17 protein-coding genes and 1 tRNA gene are annotated in these 15,352 nt (G+C 67.8%); 5 read left to right on the plus strand and 13 right to left on the minus strand.

Translation table 11 applies throughout. From position 1 onward, the window contains the following. Nucleotides 1–343 precede the first annotated feature (343 nt). The 8 genes from JWQ81_RS31945 to JWQ81_RS31980 form a co-directional block, all read right to left on the minus strand. Entirely contained in the window at nt 344–2,131 is a 1,788-nt protein-coding gene (locus JWQ81_RS31945; RefSeq protein ID WP_297547488.1) for a cation acetate symporter, read from the minus strand. 40 nt (nt 2,132–2,171) lie between these two features. Continuing rightward, nucleotides 2,172–2,696, minus strand: coding sequence for a hypothetical protein (locus JWQ81_RS31950; RefSeq protein ID WP_297547489.1), 525 nt, complete (start codon nt 2,694–2,696; stop codon nt 2,172–2,174). A 3-nt stretch (nt 2,697–2,699) separates the two neighbouring features. Further along, entirely contained in the window at nt 2,700–3,539 is an 840-nt protein-coding gene (locus JWQ81_RS31955; protein WP_297547490.1) for a LytTR family DNA-binding domain-containing protein, read from the minus strand. Between the two features lie 93 nt (nt 3,540–3,632). Beyond that, on the minus strand, nt 3,633–4,478 hold the full coding sequence (locus JWQ81_RS31960; RefSeq protein WP_297547491.1) for a S49 family peptidase: 846 nt from the start codon (nt 4,476–4,478) through the stop codon (nt 3,633–3,635). Between the two features lie 35 nt (nt 4,479–4,513). Then, nucleotides 4,514–5,803 carry a histidine kinase gene (locus JWQ81_RS31965; RefSeq protein WP_297547649.1) on the minus strand — a complete coding sequence of 430 codons (1,290 nt, stop codon included), beginning with the start codon at nt 5,801–5,803 and terminating at the stop codon, nt 4,514–4,516. A 155-nt stretch (nt 5,804–5,958) separates the two neighbouring features. Continuing rightward, entirely contained in the window at nt 5,959–6,810 is an 852-nt protein-coding gene (locus JWQ81_RS31970; RefSeq protein ID WP_297547492.1) for a DNA-formamidopyrimidine glycosylase family protein, read from the minus strand. A gap of 18 nt (nt 6,811–6,828) precedes the next feature. Then, nucleotides 6,829–7,269, minus strand: coding sequence for a DUF983 domain-containing protein (locus tag JWQ81_RS31975; RefSeq protein WP_297547493.1), 441 nt, complete (start codon nt 7,267–7,269; stop codon nt 6,829–6,831). Nucleotides 7,270–7,368: 99 nt separating this feature from the next. Further along, entirely contained in the window at nt 7,369–9,084 is a 1,716-nt protein-coding gene (locus JWQ81_RS31980; protein ID WP_297547494.1) for a sigma factor, read from the minus strand. 181 nt (nt 9,085–9,265) lie between these two features. On the opposite strand from JWQ81_RS31980, the gene JWQ81_RS31985 reads away from it, so the two are divergent. Together JWQ81_RS31985 and JWQ81_RS31990 are read left to right on the plus strand one after the other, a co-directional pair. After that, nucleotides 9,266–9,338, plus strand: a tRNA-Gly gene (locus JWQ81_RS31985). Nucleotides 9,339–9,564: 226 nt separating this feature from the next. Further along, nucleotides 9,565–10,152, plus strand: a complete 588-nt coding sequence (locus tag JWQ81_RS31990) for a lytic polysaccharide monooxygenase (RefSeq protein ID WP_297547495.1) — start codon at nt 9,565–9,567, stop codon at nt 10,150–10,152. 84 nt (nt 10,153–10,236) lie between these two features. Here the strand turns inward: JWQ81_RS31990 and JWQ81_RS31995 are convergent, their stop codons facing one another. From JWQ81_RS31995 to JWQ81_RS32010, 4 genes are all read right to left on the minus strand, one after another. Then, on the minus strand, nt 10,237–10,530 hold the full coding sequence (locus tag JWQ81_RS31995; protein WP_297547496.1) for a YiaA/YiaB family inner membrane protein: 294 nt from the start codon (nt 10,528–10,530) through the stop codon (nt 10,237–10,239). Nucleotides 10,531–10,611: 81 nt separating this feature from the next. Then, complete coding sequence (locus JWQ81_RS32000; protein WP_297547497.1) at nt 10,612–11,025, minus strand: Imm7 family immunity protein; 414 nt, start codon at nt 11,023–11,025, stop codon at nt 10,612–10,614. Between the two features lie 28 nt (nt 11,026–11,053). Then, nucleotides 11,054–11,584: a DUF2716 domain-containing protein gene (locus JWQ81_RS32005; RefSeq protein WP_297547498.1), complete on the minus strand. Its 531-nt coding sequence runs from the start codon at nt 11,582–11,584 to the stop codon at nt 11,054–11,056. 229 nt (nt 11,585–11,813) lie between these two features. Then, on the minus strand, nt 11,814–12,209 hold the full coding sequence (locus JWQ81_RS32010; protein ID WP_297547499.1) for a hypothetical protein: 396 nt from the start codon (nt 12,207–12,209) through the stop codon (nt 11,814–11,816). A 180-nt stretch (nt 12,210–12,389) separates the two neighbouring features. Here JWQ81_RS32010 and JWQ81_RS32015 point away from each other — a divergent pair, with 180 nt between their 5' ends. From JWQ81_RS32015 to JWQ81_RS32025, 3 genes are all read left to right on the plus strand, one after another. Further along, nucleotides 12,390–12,632, plus strand: a complete 243-nt coding sequence (locus tag JWQ81_RS32015) for a type II toxin-antitoxin system Phd/YefM family antitoxin (RefSeq protein WP_297547500.1) — start codon at nt 12,390–12,392, stop codon at nt 12,630–12,632. Then, nucleotides 12,629–12,889 (plus strand): Txe/YoeB family addiction module toxin, encoded by a 261-nt coding sequence (locus JWQ81_RS32020; protein ID WP_297547501.1) that lies wholly within the window; start codon nt 12,629–12,631, stop codon nt 12,887–12,889. The genes JWQ81_RS32015 and JWQ81_RS32020 overlap by 4 nt, the downstream gene beginning before the upstream one ends. Nucleotides 12,890–13,009: 120 nt before the next feature. After that, entirely contained in the window at nt 13,010–14,188 is a 1,179-nt protein-coding gene (locus JWQ81_RS32025) for a hypothetical protein (RefSeq protein WP_297547502.1), read from the plus strand. Here JWQ81_RS32025 and JWQ81_RS32030 read toward each other — a convergent pair. Continuing rightward, a complete protein-coding gene (locus tag JWQ81_RS32030) occupies nt 14,156–15,298 on the minus strand; it encodes an acyltransferase family protein (protein WP_297547503.1) in 1,143 nt (380 codons plus the stop codon). The genes JWQ81_RS32025 and JWQ81_RS32030 overlap by 33 nt on opposite strands. Between the last annotated feature and the right edge of the window lie 54 nt (nt 15,299–15,352).

A 15,352-nucleotide genomic window follows, 5' to 3' on the forward strand; every position in this document is an offset into this window, starting at 1 on the left:
CGCTCGGTGCGGAGACAGCAACGGACCGTAAAGAGTTACGGGGATGCTTGGTAAGCCCCTGATCGAGGGACCTGACGACACCGCCGGGTGAACCGGCTTTCGACCTCTCTTCGGTGAACGATCAGTGATCCGGTTGACACGGAGATCATGCACCCCGCTTGGCCCCCATGCTGATAGTCCATTTGAGTGAACGGACTCACTCTGAGTAGATCGAAACTGGGCAGAATTCCGCCCCGATCACCGCGGATGTCCCGATCGTGATAGCGGACCGCGATGTCACCAGTGATTACTCGACTACAGCTCCCGAAGACACCGCCAAGCGGGCTATGTGCGGCAGGAAATCCTATTTGCGATGCCGCCCCGAAGCGGAGCGCGCCGTGTCCTCCGCCTGTCCGAATCGCGCGATCGCCCGGTCCCGCATGAAGCCGAGCGGATCCGGGGCGTGCATCCGCAGCATCACGCCGTTGACGTCGTCGGGGACGCCGTACGACGTCGCCTTGCTGACCAGCCACGTCGTCAGGAACGCGGCCGGCACGGTGATCAGCGCGGGCTGAGCGGCGAACCACGGCGCCCAGCCGCCGCTGTAGCCGCTGACGATGTTGATCACCACCGCGGCGAGGACGAGTCCGCCACCGACGATCATCCCGGCCAGCGCACCCGGCCAGGTCAGCTTGCGCCACCAGATTCCGAGCACCAGCAAGGGAAAGAACGTCGACGCGGCCATCGCGAACGACATGCCGACCGAGATCGACAGGTCCTCCGAGCGCACCAGCAGCGCGACGCCCACCGCCATCCCCGAGACCAGGAAAGTGGCGAACCGGAAGTCCCGCACGCGCCCGGGCAGCAGGTCGGTCGAGAACACCCCGGCGAGGCTCACCAGCAATCCCGACGACGTGGACAGGAACGCCGCGAACGCACCGGCCGCGGTCACCGCGCTGAGGATCTGCCCCCCGACCCCCGGCAGCATCGCGGTCGGCAACCGCAGGATCGCGGCGTCGGTCTTCCCGGTCACCAGCAACTCGGGCACATACATCCGCGACAGCGCGCCCAGCATCGTCGGGAACAGGTAGAACAGGCCCAGCAGGAGCAGCACGTGCACCGTGGTCCGGCGCGCGGCTTTGCCGTCGGGATTGGTGTAGAAGCGCACCAGCACGTGCGGAAGACCCATGGTGCCAAGGAAAGTCGCGAGGATCAGGGAGTACGTCTCGAGCAGGCCGGTCAACCCGGTCGCGCTGGGCCGCAGCCAGTTCGAGTTGAGTTCCGGGGCGTCGGTGACCACCGGGACCGGCGTACCCGCGGCGAACTTCAACGTCGTGCCCTCGGAAACCGTGTGCTCGACCTCCGGTCCCCAGAACACGTCGCTCTTCGAAGGCTGGCCGTCGACCGTGCCGATGGCCGTCAGATGGGTGCCGCCCTCGACCCGCACCGACACGGTGCTCCCGACGGTGACGGTGGTGTCGTGGACGAACATCGGCGGCGCGGGGTCGCCGAGCGGCCGCACCCCGCCGGGACCGCCGCCGCCGAGGAAGATCGCGCACAGGATGAACGTCGGCGCCGCGATCGCGAACAGCTTCAGCCAGTACTGGAAGGCCTGCACCACGGTGATCGCGCGCATCCCGCCGGCGACCACGTTGAACGCCACCACGATCGTCACCAGCACCGCGCCCACCCACACCGGCACGGGCAGGATCGTGGACAGCGTCAGCCCGGCGCCCTGCAGCTGCGGGACGAGGTACAGGACTCCGATGAGCATGACGAACACGGTCGACGCCCGGCGCAGTGTCGCCGAGCCGAGCCGGGCCTCGACGAAGTCCGGCAGTGTGTAGGCACCCGACCTGCGCAGCGGCGCCGCGACGAACAGCATGAGCGCGAGATAGCCGGCGGTGAAACCGATCGGGTACCACAGCGCGTCGGCACCGTTCTTGAGCACGATGCCCGCGACCCCGAGGAAGGACGCGGCCGAAAGGTACTCGCCGGAGATCGCCGCGGCGTTGCGGCGCGACCGGACCGTCCGCCGCGCCACCAGGAAGTCGTGCGTGGTCATGGCGAACCGGGACGAGCGGTGACCGAGGAAGAAGGTCACCATGGCGACCATCGTGACCGCGACCAGCGCCCATGGGTTCAACTGCACCGCGAAATCCTCGCTCGCCGGTTCAACGGCCTACCCCACACTAGTTTTCGATCATGTCCACGAACGCTCGCTCATGTCGCTCGGCGAGCCGGTTGTACCAGAGTCCGACCGCGAACAGCAGGGGGAACGGTACGACGCCGAGGATCAACCACGGCAGCGGCACGCCGATCAGCTTGAGCGAGGAAAACGAAGGCACCAGGTAAAACAGCACCGGCAGCGGCACCAACACGAGCACGACCAGGCCCGCGAGCAGCAGGCTGGTCTTGAGCTGCGCCTTGACCAGACCGGTGATCAGCAGCTCGCCCCAGCTCGTCTGCTCCTCGAGCTCGACCCGCGCGCGCAGGGTGCTGGCGGACTGGCGCGGATCGGACAGCACCACGCGCTGGCGCCGGATCTTGGCCGGGGGCTCCTGCTCGTTCTGTTTGAGGAGCGCGGCTAGTGCGGCTTCGGCGGCGGACTCTTCTTCGACGGCGGGGCGTCCCAGGTTCCGGCCGAGCGTGGGATCCGGTTTGCGGACCCCGTCGGCATTGACGTCCTGCGGGTAGAAGTCGTCGTCGCCGGCCACGGGCTAGCCGTTTCTGGTCGAACCGACGAGCCGGTCCTTGAGTTCGCGGGTGTGCCGCCTGCTGACCGGCAGCACCTTCTCCTCGTTGCCGATGACCACCTGGTAACCGCCCTGGCCCATCCGCAGCTCGGTGATCAGGCTGAGCGCGACCAGGAACGACCGGTGGATGCGGACGAAACCCGCCTTCTCCCAGCGCTCTTCCAGCTGCGCGAGCGGAATGCGCACCAGGTGGCTGCCGTCGGTGGTGAACAGGCGCGCGTAGTCGCCCTGTGCCTCGACCCAGCGCACCGACGACCGCGGGATGAGTTTCGTGGTGCCGGCCAGCTCGACCGGGATGACCTCGTCGTCGTTTTTCACCGGCGCCGCACCCGGACCGGCCGCCGCCTCGGGCATCGGCGTGGCCTGCAGTTTCTCCACGACGCGCTGGATCGCCCTGTCCAGCCGATCCTGCTTGCACGGCTTGAGCACGTAGTCGACCGCTCCGAGCTCGAAGGCGTTGACCGCCTCGTCGTCGCGGCCGGTGACGAACACGAGCAGCGGCGCGGGCCGGAGCGCGTTGAGCACGCGTGACATCTCCATCCCGGACAGGCCGGGCATCGTGATGTCGGCGAACACGGCGTCGACCGGGGCCAACCCGCGCTCCTTGCGCGCCCGGAACTCCGGGTCGTCGGAGGCGATGAGCTTCCGCAGCGCCTCGGAAGCGTCGACCGCCTCGTGCACGGTCCCGATCACCGGGTTGGAGTTGAGGCAGTGGACTAGTTCGGACAAACCAGGGAGCTCGTCGTCCACGGCGAGGACAACGAGTCGGCGGGTATCATCGTGCGCACTCACAGTGACTCGCATCCTGCCTATTGCAAGCGGTTCTGTCCAGCCTGTCGGACCTGGTCGCACCGAAGAGATACCAGCATCCGCCCCAGAACCCACACACAGTGCTCCCTAGAGGCCGAAGCGGGACCACGCGGCTTTCTGGGTGACGGCGTCGAGGAGGGCGCTCGCGGCGGCGGGTGCGCCGATGCCGAGCTTCGCCAGCAGCGGCCGCTTCGGCTCGGCGACGGAGATCTCCGCGTCCGGGTACCGCTGGGCAATCACCTGGCGGAGGCTGCCGAGACCGTCGATCAGGCCGAGCTCCAGCGCTTTCTTGCCGAGCCAGACGTCGCCGGTGAAGAGGTCCTCGGTGTCGGTCAGGCGGTCACCACGGCGTTCCTTGACCCAGTCGACGAACAACTCGTGGAGCTGGCTGTGCATCTTTTTCAGCCACTCGACGTCCTCGGGCTTCTCCGGGCTGAACGGATCGAGCCGGGACTTGTTCGCGCCCGCGGTGTGCAGCCGCCGCTCGACGCCGAACCGCTCGAGCAGCCCGCTGAACCCGAAGCCGCCGCTGATCACGCCGATCGACCCGACCATCGACGTCCGGTGCGCGTAGATCTCGTCGGCGGCGCACGCGAGCCAGTACCCGCCGGACGCGGCGACGTCCTCGGTGAACGCCAGCACCGGCACGCCCTTGTCGTCGGCGAGCTGCCGGATCCGCTCGGCCACCAGGCCGGACTGCGTCGGCGCGCCGCCCGGCGAGTTGATCAGCAACGCGACGGCCTTGAGCCGATCGAAGCCGAATGCCCTGGTCAGCGCCGATTCCACGGCCGAGAGATTGATCGAGCCCCTGGCCAGCGGTGACGGCGAAGGCGTGATCACGCCCTGCAGCTTCACCACGGCCACCACGTCGGCACGCTCGCCGCGGTCGCCCAGCATCGGGATCCGGGAAGTCAACTTGTCCGTCACACTCATGCCGTCACACTCATGCAAACCAGCGTACTGGCGGGTCAGCGGGGCAGCGCCCCGCGACGCGTGCCGTTGCCGCCGTTGACGGCGCGCCGGTCGGAGCCCTGCGACGGCACCTCCGGCGACAGGTCCGGCAGCTTCGGCTGGACCCCGCGGAGGAACTTCGGCACCCGAAGCGTCACCTTCATGCCCGCGCCCGGCGCGGTCTCGACGGCCACCGCGTAGTTCAGGCCGTAGACGCGCTGCATGCGCTGGCTGATGTTGCCGAGGCCGACGTGCGCGCCGGTGCTGTGCGAGCTGCGGACCCCGTCGAGCCGCGCGGGATCCATGCCGATGCCGTCGTCCTCGACGCTGATCAGCGCGTCGGCGCCGGCGTCCTCGGCGATGACGGTGATCATGCCGCCGCCGGACTTGCTCGCCAGTCCATGCTTGACAGCGTTCTCCACCAGCGGCTGGATGATCAGGAACGGCACCACCACCGACAGCACCTCGGGCGCGATCTTCATCCGGAACACGAGCTTGCCGCCGAAGCGGGCGTTCTCGATGGTCAAGTACCGGTCGACGTTGCGCAGCTCCTCGGCGAGCGAGGTGTACATGCCGGAGTCACGAAACTGGTACCTCGTGAAGTCGGCGAACTCCTGCAGCAGCTCACGCGCCTCCTCCGGGTCGGTCCGGATCAGCGAGGAGATCGTGTTCAGCGCGTTGTAGACGAAGTGCGGCGAGATCTGCGCCCGCAGCGCCTTGATCTCGGCCTGCTGGAGCTGGCTCTTCGACTCGTCGAGCCGGGCGAGCTCGAACTGCGTGCAGACGAACTGCGCCACCGCGTCCGCCATCTGCACCAGCCGGCCGTGGGTGCGGCCGACCACGATCAGCGCGGCTTCGGTCTCCCCCTCGACGAGCAGCGGCACGATCACGGCGGTCTTCATCCGGCAGGTGCCACGGTGGTTGCAGGGCATCCGGTTGTGCTTGACGACCTCGCGGCGGTGCCGTCGGATGGCGGCGCCGATCCCGTCGACCAGGTCGACGTAGTGCTCGTTCGCTTCGCCTTCCCAGGACAGGAGGGTGCCCTCACTGTCCGTGATGCCCACCGCGACGCAGCCGAGCATCGCGTACATGCCCCTGGTGATCTTGTCCGCGGCGTCCTCGTCGAGCCCTTCCCGCAGGTCGGGGGTCGCTTTGGACAGACCATGGACGGCATTGAGCACCGCGTCCTCGATGATGTTGCTCGGGCGGTGCGCCTTGATCAGCAGGATCACGACCGCGACCGCGAGCAGGACGACGAGACCCCACGGGACTATCTGCGCAATCGCCAGGCCGGACACGCCGTCAATGCTCTGCGCTCGACCAACCGGGTGCAAGGGCTGCAACCCACTTTCTGTGCACTTGTGACGACAATCGGTGGGGTGGATCCTACCCAAACCCCGCCTGTTGACCTGCTGGTCACTCCCCGTGCCCAACGGCCGCGGCCTCCTGCTGAGCAGGAGCGCTACTTGAGCAGCCGGGACAGCCGGCGGTCGGCCAGCGGCTTACCGCCGGTCTGGCAGGTCGGGCAGTACTGGAAAGACTTGTCCGCGAACGAGATCTCGCGGACGGTGTCGCCGCAGACCGGGCACGGCAGCCCCGTACGCGCGTGGACGCGCAGGCCGGATCGCTTCTCGCCCTTGAGCCGCGCGGCCGACTGGCCGACCGAACGCGTTACCGCGCTGTTCAGGACTTCTTGCAGGGCGTCGGCGAGCCTGTCCAGCGCCTCCGGAGCGAGTTTGCCGACCGTCGCGTACGGGGACAGCTTGGCGGTGTGCATGATCTCGTCGGAATAGGCGTTGCCGACCCCGGCGAGCAGCGTCTGGTCCGTCAGTGCGGTCTTGAGCCGCGCGGTGCGGCCGTCGAACAGCTGCTCGAGCTGTTCACGGCCCAGCGTCAGCGCGTCCGGTCCGAGCCGCGCGATGCTCGGGACCTCCTGAGGATCCTTGACGATCCACACGGCGAGGCCCTTCTTGGTCCCGGCTTCGGTGAGGTCGAACCCTGGGCCGCCCAGGTGCACACGCAGTGAGATGGGGCCCTTGCCGGGCTTGAGGGGTGTCTGGGCGAGCGCGTCGGACCAGCGGAGCCAACCGGCACGCGCGAGGTGCGTGACTAGGTGCAGATCGCCGCAGACGAGGTCGAGGTGCTTCCCGAACCGCCCGGCGCCGGTCACTTCGTGTCCGTGGAGTTCGGTCCACGGCGGAACCGCGGTCTTCAGCACGCTCAGTGAGGCCACGTCGATGCGGCTCACCGTCCGGCCGACCGCGTGTTCGCGCAGGTGGTGGGCCAGTGCTTCGACTTCGGGCAACTCGGGCACAGCACCGAGTCTGCTTGGCTACTCGACCGGATGCAACGGGCCGTCGAAGTCCGGTAGCGAATGCCGCTGGATGGTCTTGGCGATCCTGGTGACCTCGGGACGGACGGCCATCATCCCGCGCACGGTCCCGACCCAGCGTTCCGACGGCCGTTCGCCGGTCAGGTCGCCCTCGGTCTCCGCCACGACGGTCCAGGGACGGCGAAGGATCCAGCGCAGCGGGAAGAACAGCACGATGAGCAGCAGCGCCAGCAGCACCCAGGCGGGTATCTGCACACGGTCGGGCTTCCAGATGACGAGCGCGCCCCCCAGCACCACGGCCAGTACCGCCATCGCGATGCCCGGGGTATACCCCCCTGCGGCATCATGTTCGAAGGCGGAGGAGGTCGCCGGCGGGCGCCACTCCAGTTCGGCGCGGACCACCCAATCGCGGCCGTCCTCGCCCTGCACCTGCCGATCCATCGGTCCTCCTGCGCCACGACCGCTCACGGTGAGCGCGTTCAACCGTACCGTGGTCGAGACCGCCTTCGCGAGCCCGGAAAGTGCCTTTTGTGGTTCCCCCTACGGGGTGACCGCCGAAGGACTGAACTCCGTGGTCGTCACGATCACGACCGTGGTGGTGGACGAGGTCGAGGTGATGGTCACCGTCCGGGTGGCGGTGCCGTCCGAGTACTGGGTGGTCTCGGTCCGCGTGGTCTCCGGCTGGGACGTTTCCGGCTGGGTGGTCTCGGACTGGGAGGTGTCCGACTGCCCGCTCGGGGTCGGCGTGACCGATGGTGAGTCCGGGTTCCCGTCGGACCGGCTCTCACCGGTGGACGTGGGCGTGGTGCTCGTGGTGCTCGACGGATCGGTGGTCGGGTCGGGGGTACCGCTTTCGGACGTGGCGGGCGGGTTCGGGCCGCAGCCCGTAGTCGGAGCCGGCAGCGGCGGCACGGCCTGGTTCGTGGTGGTCGCCTTCGTCGGCGTCCTGTTCGGCTTGGACAACGTCGTGACCGGCGCGTTCGTGCCTTCCGGGGTGGTTTCGTAGCCGGGGTCGCCCCCGGGCGGGGCGTCGTCACGCGCTCCCGGCGTCGACGCCTTCGTCGGCACAGCCGGCTGACCGGCTCCCGCAGCCGGCACTGCCGGAGCGCCGCCCTGAGGCTGCGCAGGCGAGTACACGTTGGCCGGGACGTAACCGGAGCCGCCCGCGGAGCGCTGCGTACCGCGGCCTGGCAGAGCCGGATTCCGCACCGAAAGCTCGCCGATACCCATCGCGACCTGCGGCGGCAGCGGGACCGGCGGAACCGGCTGCACGATCGTCAGTTCGGGCGATCGACTGCCGTCCAGTCCGACGATCTGGGTCGAATCCGGCCCGAACACCACCGGCCCGACAGCCACGCCGAACGCGCCGGCCGCGGCCGTCGACGCCAGTGCCAGCCCCACTTTGACCTTGGAGCCGAACAGCAGGCTCTTCGCCGCCGTCAGCCAGCCGCCGGCCGCCCCGCTCAGGGCGAGCCCGGCCGCGGGCACCAGCAGCACGATGACCCCGGCGTGCGCGCGCAGCGACGAGCAAACGTCCCGCAGCTCGTCGTGGGTCGCCCGACACGAGGAACAACCGAGCAGGTGGGTCCTGATGCGCTGCGCTTCGGTGCCGGTGACGCTGCCCGCGGTGAACCCGCCCAGCTTCTCGACCACCGCACGGCAGCCGTCCGAACTGCGGTTGACCGCCAGGTGAGCCTGCAAGTAAGCCGCGCGCAGCCCCTGCCGGGCCCGGCGGGCCAAAGCGGCCGTCGCGTTCGCGCTGAGGCCGAAGTGCGGCGCGACCATCGCGGGCTGCTCACCCTCGACCTCGGTCTGCCACAACACCGTGCGCCAGCGCTCGGGCAGGCTGGTGAACGCCGTGGTGATCAGCGTGTGCTCGGCGGACCGGGCGTTCGTGTCCGCCCCGGCGCCCGCCCGGAAGGTCAGCTCGTCGTCGCTGACCGGGACGTCCCGGCGCGCGCCGTGCCATTCCCAGGACACCCGGCGGGCGACTGTCAGCAGGTAGGCGCGAACGTAGTCCCGCGGCCCCGCGCCTCGGCGCAGCGCCTGCAGGACGCGGAAAAACGTCTCCGCGGTGATGTCCTCGGCCTCGGACTGGTCCGAGGCGACGCTGTGCGCCAGCCGTCGGACAGCGGCGGCATGCAGCTCGAACAACTCGCCGAAGGCGGCGTCCTCACCGTCTCTGAGCCGTTGGAGAAGCGCCTGCTCGTCGGATCCCGAGGCCGCCTGTGGCGGCATCGTGCCCTGCTCGGTCATCCGGCCAGGCACCTCCTCCCCCGAAGGACTCACCGTTCGGTCGAATGGGGACACCATACGGAGCGAAACGGCCGTCGTCACCCCTTGTACGTCAGACGTAACCCGCACGGGTCGGTCAGGGGGGTGTGAACGCCTCCCGGACCGTCGTCTATAGTTGCCTAAGCACAGAGCAACACAATGTGCGGACGTGGCGCAGCTGGTAGCGCATCACCTTGCCAAGGTGAGGGTCGCGAGTTCGAATCTCGTCGTCCGCTCAGAAGCAAAATCAGGGCCCCGGTCAGGCAAGACGACCGGGGCCCTGATTCTTGTTCCCACCTTGTTTACTCCCCCCGGAACGTTCCGGAACTGCCGGTAGACCATTTGCGAACTGGTCTAGACCATCTCGCGGAATGGGCGGTTAGTCGGATTGGGCTGATTAGTGGTTCAGACCATTTGTGGTATGCGTCACACTCGGTGACACATCCTGCGAGAGGAGTAGCGATGCGGAAGAAGCTGCTTGCGGCCATGGGGGTCGCGCTGGCCCTGCCGATCATCTTCGCCGGGTTCGCGTCCGGTCACGGCTACACCCAGAATCCGCCCAGCCGGTCCTACAACTGCGCACAGGGCGTGGTGAAGAACTGCGGAGACATCCAGTACGAACCCCAGAGTGTCGAAGCGCCGAAGGGCTTCCCGGGAGCCGGCCCGGCCGACGGGAAGATCTGCTCGGGGGCGATCGCCCGGTTCGCCCAGCTCGACGACCCGCGCGGCGGGACCTGGCCCACCAAGGCACTGACCAGCGGGGCGAACTTCACCTTCACCTGGACGCTCACCGCCGCCCACGCGTCGACGTCGTTCCGGTACTTCGTCACCAAGAACGGCTGGAACCCCAGCCAACCCCTGACCAGGGCCGCCCTCGACCCGGCCCCGTTCCTGACGGTGCCGTTCAACGGCGCCAGGCCGCCGCTGACGGTCACCCACGCGGGCAAACTCCCGTCCGGCAAGACCGGCCGCCACCTGATCCTCGGCGTGTGGGACATCGCGGACACCACGAACGCGTTCTACTCCTGCGCCGACGTCAGCTTCTCCTGAGCGGATTCGGGCCCTTGGGGTCTTTGCGCGGTAGGTGTGCACGACCCCTCAGTGCCACCTGAGGGGTCGTGCACAACCCCAGGATCAGGCGGCCTGGCGGAAGGGGTCGTGTTCGGCGAGGAGCTTGTCGAGCCTGGCCTGGTCGACCCGGCTCACCAGGTAGCTGTCCTCCTGGCGGTCGCGGACGCATTTCGCCAGCGTGAACGCCGAGGTGACGGTGAAGAGCATGCCGACGGCGAGGAAGGCGCGAACCCAGCCGTCGACGGGCAGGAACGCGATCCCGATCGAGACCGCGAGCAGTGCGAGGCCGAAGGCGAGAGCGGCCTGCGCGAAGAAGGCCGCCGTCGTAGGTGCCGAGGAAGAACCTGCTTTTGTCATGGGGAAACCCTGCGCCGAAGCGCCGGGGATGTCTTGAGTACGGCTACTCAACCCGCGGTTTCAGTACGGACACGGCGTGTCCTACTCGGTGTCGAACTCGGGGTAGACGTCCACGATCACCGGCGCGACCGGTGACAGGTAGGTGTCGGCGAGCTCGGTGACCTGTCCCCTGGCCATGCGGTGGACGCGGAACTCGTTGTCGTGCTGGAGGTCCTGGTCGTCCCAGACGTGCAGCAGCCCGTAGGAGCCCGGCGCGAGCGTGCCGACCCTGGTGAACAGCTCGAGCAGCTCCGGAGCCATGACTGCGCCGTGCTTGTCCATCCCGGCGAAGTGCAGCATGGGCACCCCGTTGGCCCAGCGCAGGTCGACCAGGTCGATATCCCCGAAGTCGCGCACCGCCCGCCGCACCCGCTCGACGATGCGATCGAGCAGTGCGGTCTCGTCGTCATCGGCCGCCGAAACGCCGATCGTCACCCAGCCGTGGTATTCGAACACGCCGTGAGCCTAGGTCCAGCGGTTTTCCTCAGACGAGCGCGGTGCCGTTGCGGCGCAGAACCGTCTTCAACACGCCATCGCCGTGCCTCGAAACGGCGTCGATAAGACCTTCGCCGAACACGCACAGGGAACGCTCCCACGGGTGCCCGAGCGTGCCGAACCTGAAGTCCTGCGCCAAGAACAGGTGATAGTCGCCCTTGGGGAAGACCGGCACCGGCCAGCCTTGGTCCTCGCCGACGCGGTGCGGCCAGAAGCGGTAGGACTGGTGTTGCCAGTGCAGCGCCCAGACCCATTCGTCCGGCTCCACACAGTCACGGAGTGCTTGCAGGGAGATACCGGCGACCTGCGCCTCGTCGACCGCGTACGGGCCGAGCCGGAATTCGGCCGACGACCGGTCCAGACCACCCGGGGACAGGTCCCAGGTGACCGAAGGCTCCGGCTCGCGGAAACCCGGCCAGGCATGCGAATAAGTACTCGGCGAGAAGCCCAGGACGTCGTAGACCCAGTACCACGCGGGTTCGTCGGCGACTCTGGACAGCGCTTCCCAAGCAGGGTTCACGATCGACCTCAAAGGTTCGGGCCGGCTAAGACCAGGAAAGTTTCATGTTCGGTGCCGGAGTTGTCCAGTCGAGTCTCCGCTCGTGGCAAAAACGTGTCCCGACAGGCCCACACGACTCCACCGCCGACCTTGATCAGCATCGCGGGCGACGCCGTTGAGCTGCGAGGCGAGCGGAAACGCCTTACGTGCCAACGGCATCCTCGCCCACCCGACGCCTCCAGCTGCCCCGTCAGCTGCGCTGCGCCATCAGCGGCCGGTCGAGCTGCGGGTCGTAACCCTCCCGGCCCGTTTCGGCCTCCACGACCTCGGCGAGCGCGTAGACGAACACCATGGTCTTGGTCGAAGCACCCTGGTGCCAGTAGGGCACGGTGATGGTGAGCTCGTTGGAGAAGGCACTCAACTGGATGCCGGTCGGCGCGTGGGTGAGCTCGAGGGACTCGTCGGTGACGCTCTCTTCGACCTCGCCGAGGATCTCCTTGGCCTTGGCCACGATGCGCCCCCACGCATCGGAAGTTTCGGGGGACAGCGGCGCGTCGGCGCCGGCTTCCTCCTCGTCGAGGGCCTCGATGGCGTCTTCCCACGACTGGCCGGGCTCGCGGTAGAGGAAATTGAGGTCGTAACTCATCCCGCACACGCTAGCGATGCTCGCAAGCGGCTCCTAGGCGGTATGCGTTGTGAGCCATATTCGCCGCTTTCCGCAGGCCACAGGTCGGGAAACCAATGGCCCCATCGCTGGCTCTTGCCTCAACACCAGCAGGAGACGTACAGTATTCTGTACAACGAAGCGAGGGTGTCAGTGAAAACCATGAGCTACTCCGAGTCTCGCGCAAACTACGCCGAGACACTCGACTCAGTGGTCAACGATCGCGAAGAGGTCGTGATCACCCGCGCCGGGCATGAACCCGTGGTGATCGTTTCGCTTGACGACTACCAATCACTGAAGGAAACCGCCTACCTGCTTCGCAGCCCTGAGAACGCGCGGCGGCTGATCACCGCCATCGAGCGGCTGGAGTCCGGCGGCGGGACACAGCACGAACTCGCCGAATGAAACTGGTCTGGGACGCACACGCCTCGGATGACTACCTCTGGTGGCAGACCGAGGATCGAAAAATTCTCAAGCGGATCAACGAATTGATCAAGGATGTCAGGCGCAACGGCAACGAAGGAATCGGCAAACCCGAGCCGTTGAAACACGGTTTCCAGAGCTACTGGTCGCGTCGGATCACCGACGAGCATCGGCTCGTCTACAAGATCGCGGACGACGAGCTCCGAATCGCCGCTTGCCGCTACCACTACGGCAAATAGTGGTAGCGGCACGAGCGGTCAACGCGACATAAGTCGACGCCGCGGATCTGAAGCGGACGTCACCGCCACCCATAAGGGGCATGTAACACTGGGGCCTCACACGGGGCAAGGGGTTCCACGATGAGCTGGCAGGACGACCTACGTCGGCTGGACGACGAGCTGGCCAACGGCCGGCTTACGCACGAAACGCATCGCAAACTGCGCGACGAGCTGTTGGCGTCCGTCTCCGGTGGCAGCGCTGCTTCACCGGTCGTATCGCCGCTCCGCCGGCCGACAGCCCAGCCCCCTCAGCAGTGGCAGAGCACCTACCCCCAGCCTGCCCAGGTACCGGTACCTTCCGCGCCTCCGCGGCCCGCCCCTCCGGTTCCGTCGGCACCACCCGCCCAGCAGACAACGCCGCTACCGCACCCACCCGCACCCCCGCCGGAGCCCGCGCCTCGGGCCAGTGCGGCGTCACTCCTGTCCACCAAACGGCAGACGACCGCGCCGAGCCCCGCGGACCACCGCGCCACGGACTCCATGCCGTACCCGCGGCGGGACACCAGCGCCTTGCCGACCCCGCCTCCCCTGCGGCCGCGGTACACAGCGGCGCCTGCCGAGTCCGCGCGGGAGTTCCCGCCGGACAACCCGTTTCCGAGCGCCCGCAAGGACCGCCGCAAGCCGACGTGGCTGTTCCTGGCACTGGGCGTGCTGCTCGTCCTCGCGCTCATCATCGCCGGGACGTGGTGGGTGGGCCGCAGTTCGAACACCGTCGCCGCTCCGCCTTCCCGGTCCGCGACCGTCCCCAACGGCGCACCGGCGCCCGTCCAGGGCACCACCGGGACTCCCGCACCGACTGCCTCGTTGGAAGACCGGCTACCAGCCCTGCCGGGAACGCCGTCGGTCAACAACTCGACGATGTCGCTTGCCAAGGGCGCCGAGCTCAACTTGTACCCACAGGCATCGGTGCAGACGTTCACCGACGACGGCGCCACCGAGGTGGTCTGCCGAGCCTCCAGTGACGGCGCGGACGCCTACTTCGTCCTCGCGTTTCCGACGAAGTCCGCGGCGAACGCGCAAGCCATCGTGTCCTACCTGGGGCAGGGAGCGTTGAGCGGTGGCTACGCCAAGACGTCGGACAGCCGGTTCACCGTGCTCGGCGACAAGGCCGGCCGTTCGATGAAGGGCACCTGGTACGTCTCGGGCACCGTCGCGATCACCCTGTGGGTCTCACAACCCGCCGGCGGGGACAAGGCGGCACTGGCGGACAAGTTCGACCGGACACTCTCAGCCCTGCAGCTGAAGCTCCCGCTGGGGTGAGTTCACGGCGGGGCGTGATGGAGCGCCGCGCAAGTACTTGGTGAGCCGCTGGGTCGGCTTCTCGATGAACGTCCACGACAGGACACCGCACAGATAAGAGGCCGGAATCGCGATCGCGGCCAGCACCCACGGGTTCCGTACCCCGGCGGCGGCGATCAGCTGCTGAACCAGGAATCCCCAGAGGTACATGCCGTAGTTCCCCCGTATCCAGGCGCCGTCGCTGCTCAGCCGCTTGGGCCAGTGGTGCACCAGCACCAGCGAGCAGTACGTCACCATCACCGGCAGCAGGTACCGCATCCCGATCGGGGTGGTACGAAACTCGAACCAGCCGACGAGCAGGGCGAGGGCCGGCAGTCGCAGGAGCGGAATGCGGTCTCGCCAGGCGTAGAACACCATGCCGAGAATGAACGGCACCATGAACGTGACGAGCGAACTCAGCGGAATCGCCAGCCACGAACCCACCGTGCCGCCATTGGCGACGGCGTCCCGGGTCAGGGTGTCGAGCACGAAAATGCCGCCGAGCAGCGGAATCAGGACCACCACCCGCGGCACGCCCACCGCGATGACCACACCGGCCACCAGCAGCAGCCCGTAACTGGCGAACTCCATCGGCAATGTCCACAGCGAGCCGTTCACCGACCAGGGGTACGGGTTGCTCCAGAACACGCCGGGCAGGTTGTGCTGCATGAGCATTATGACCGACGAACCGACCAGGTATCGCCAGGTCTGCGGATGGGACCAGTAAGCGGTCTGGGTCCAGCTGGTGAGCAGCGGACCGACGATGAACACCGTGACCATCAGGACGAACAGCAACGGGGGCAGGAGCCGCAGGAGCCGCCTGGCGCTGAACCGCCACCAGGACGGGTCACGGTCCCAACTACCGCTGACCTGGTAGCCACTCATCATGAACAGCCCCGCCAGCGCCAGATCGCCCGGTGCGAGACCCCACGACCCGGGCAGCATGGGGACGCCCTGGCCGACGGCGATCGCCGAGCTGTGGTCGAAGATCACCAACGCCGCGCAGATCAGCCGCAGCCAGCCCAGGCCGGCGGTGGGTCTCGCGTACTCCTTGGTGTTGCGCCAAGAAAGCAGCGCTCTTCGACCTGCCACTCGACTGCCCCCAGTGCTGAATTGGTGCGGCCGATCGCGGCCGGTCTTGCCCGT

The organism is Amycolatopsis sp., from assembly GCF_025464955.1.
Lineage (GTDB): Bacteria > Actinomycetota > Actinomycetes > Mycobacteriales > Pseudonocardiaceae > Amycolatopsis.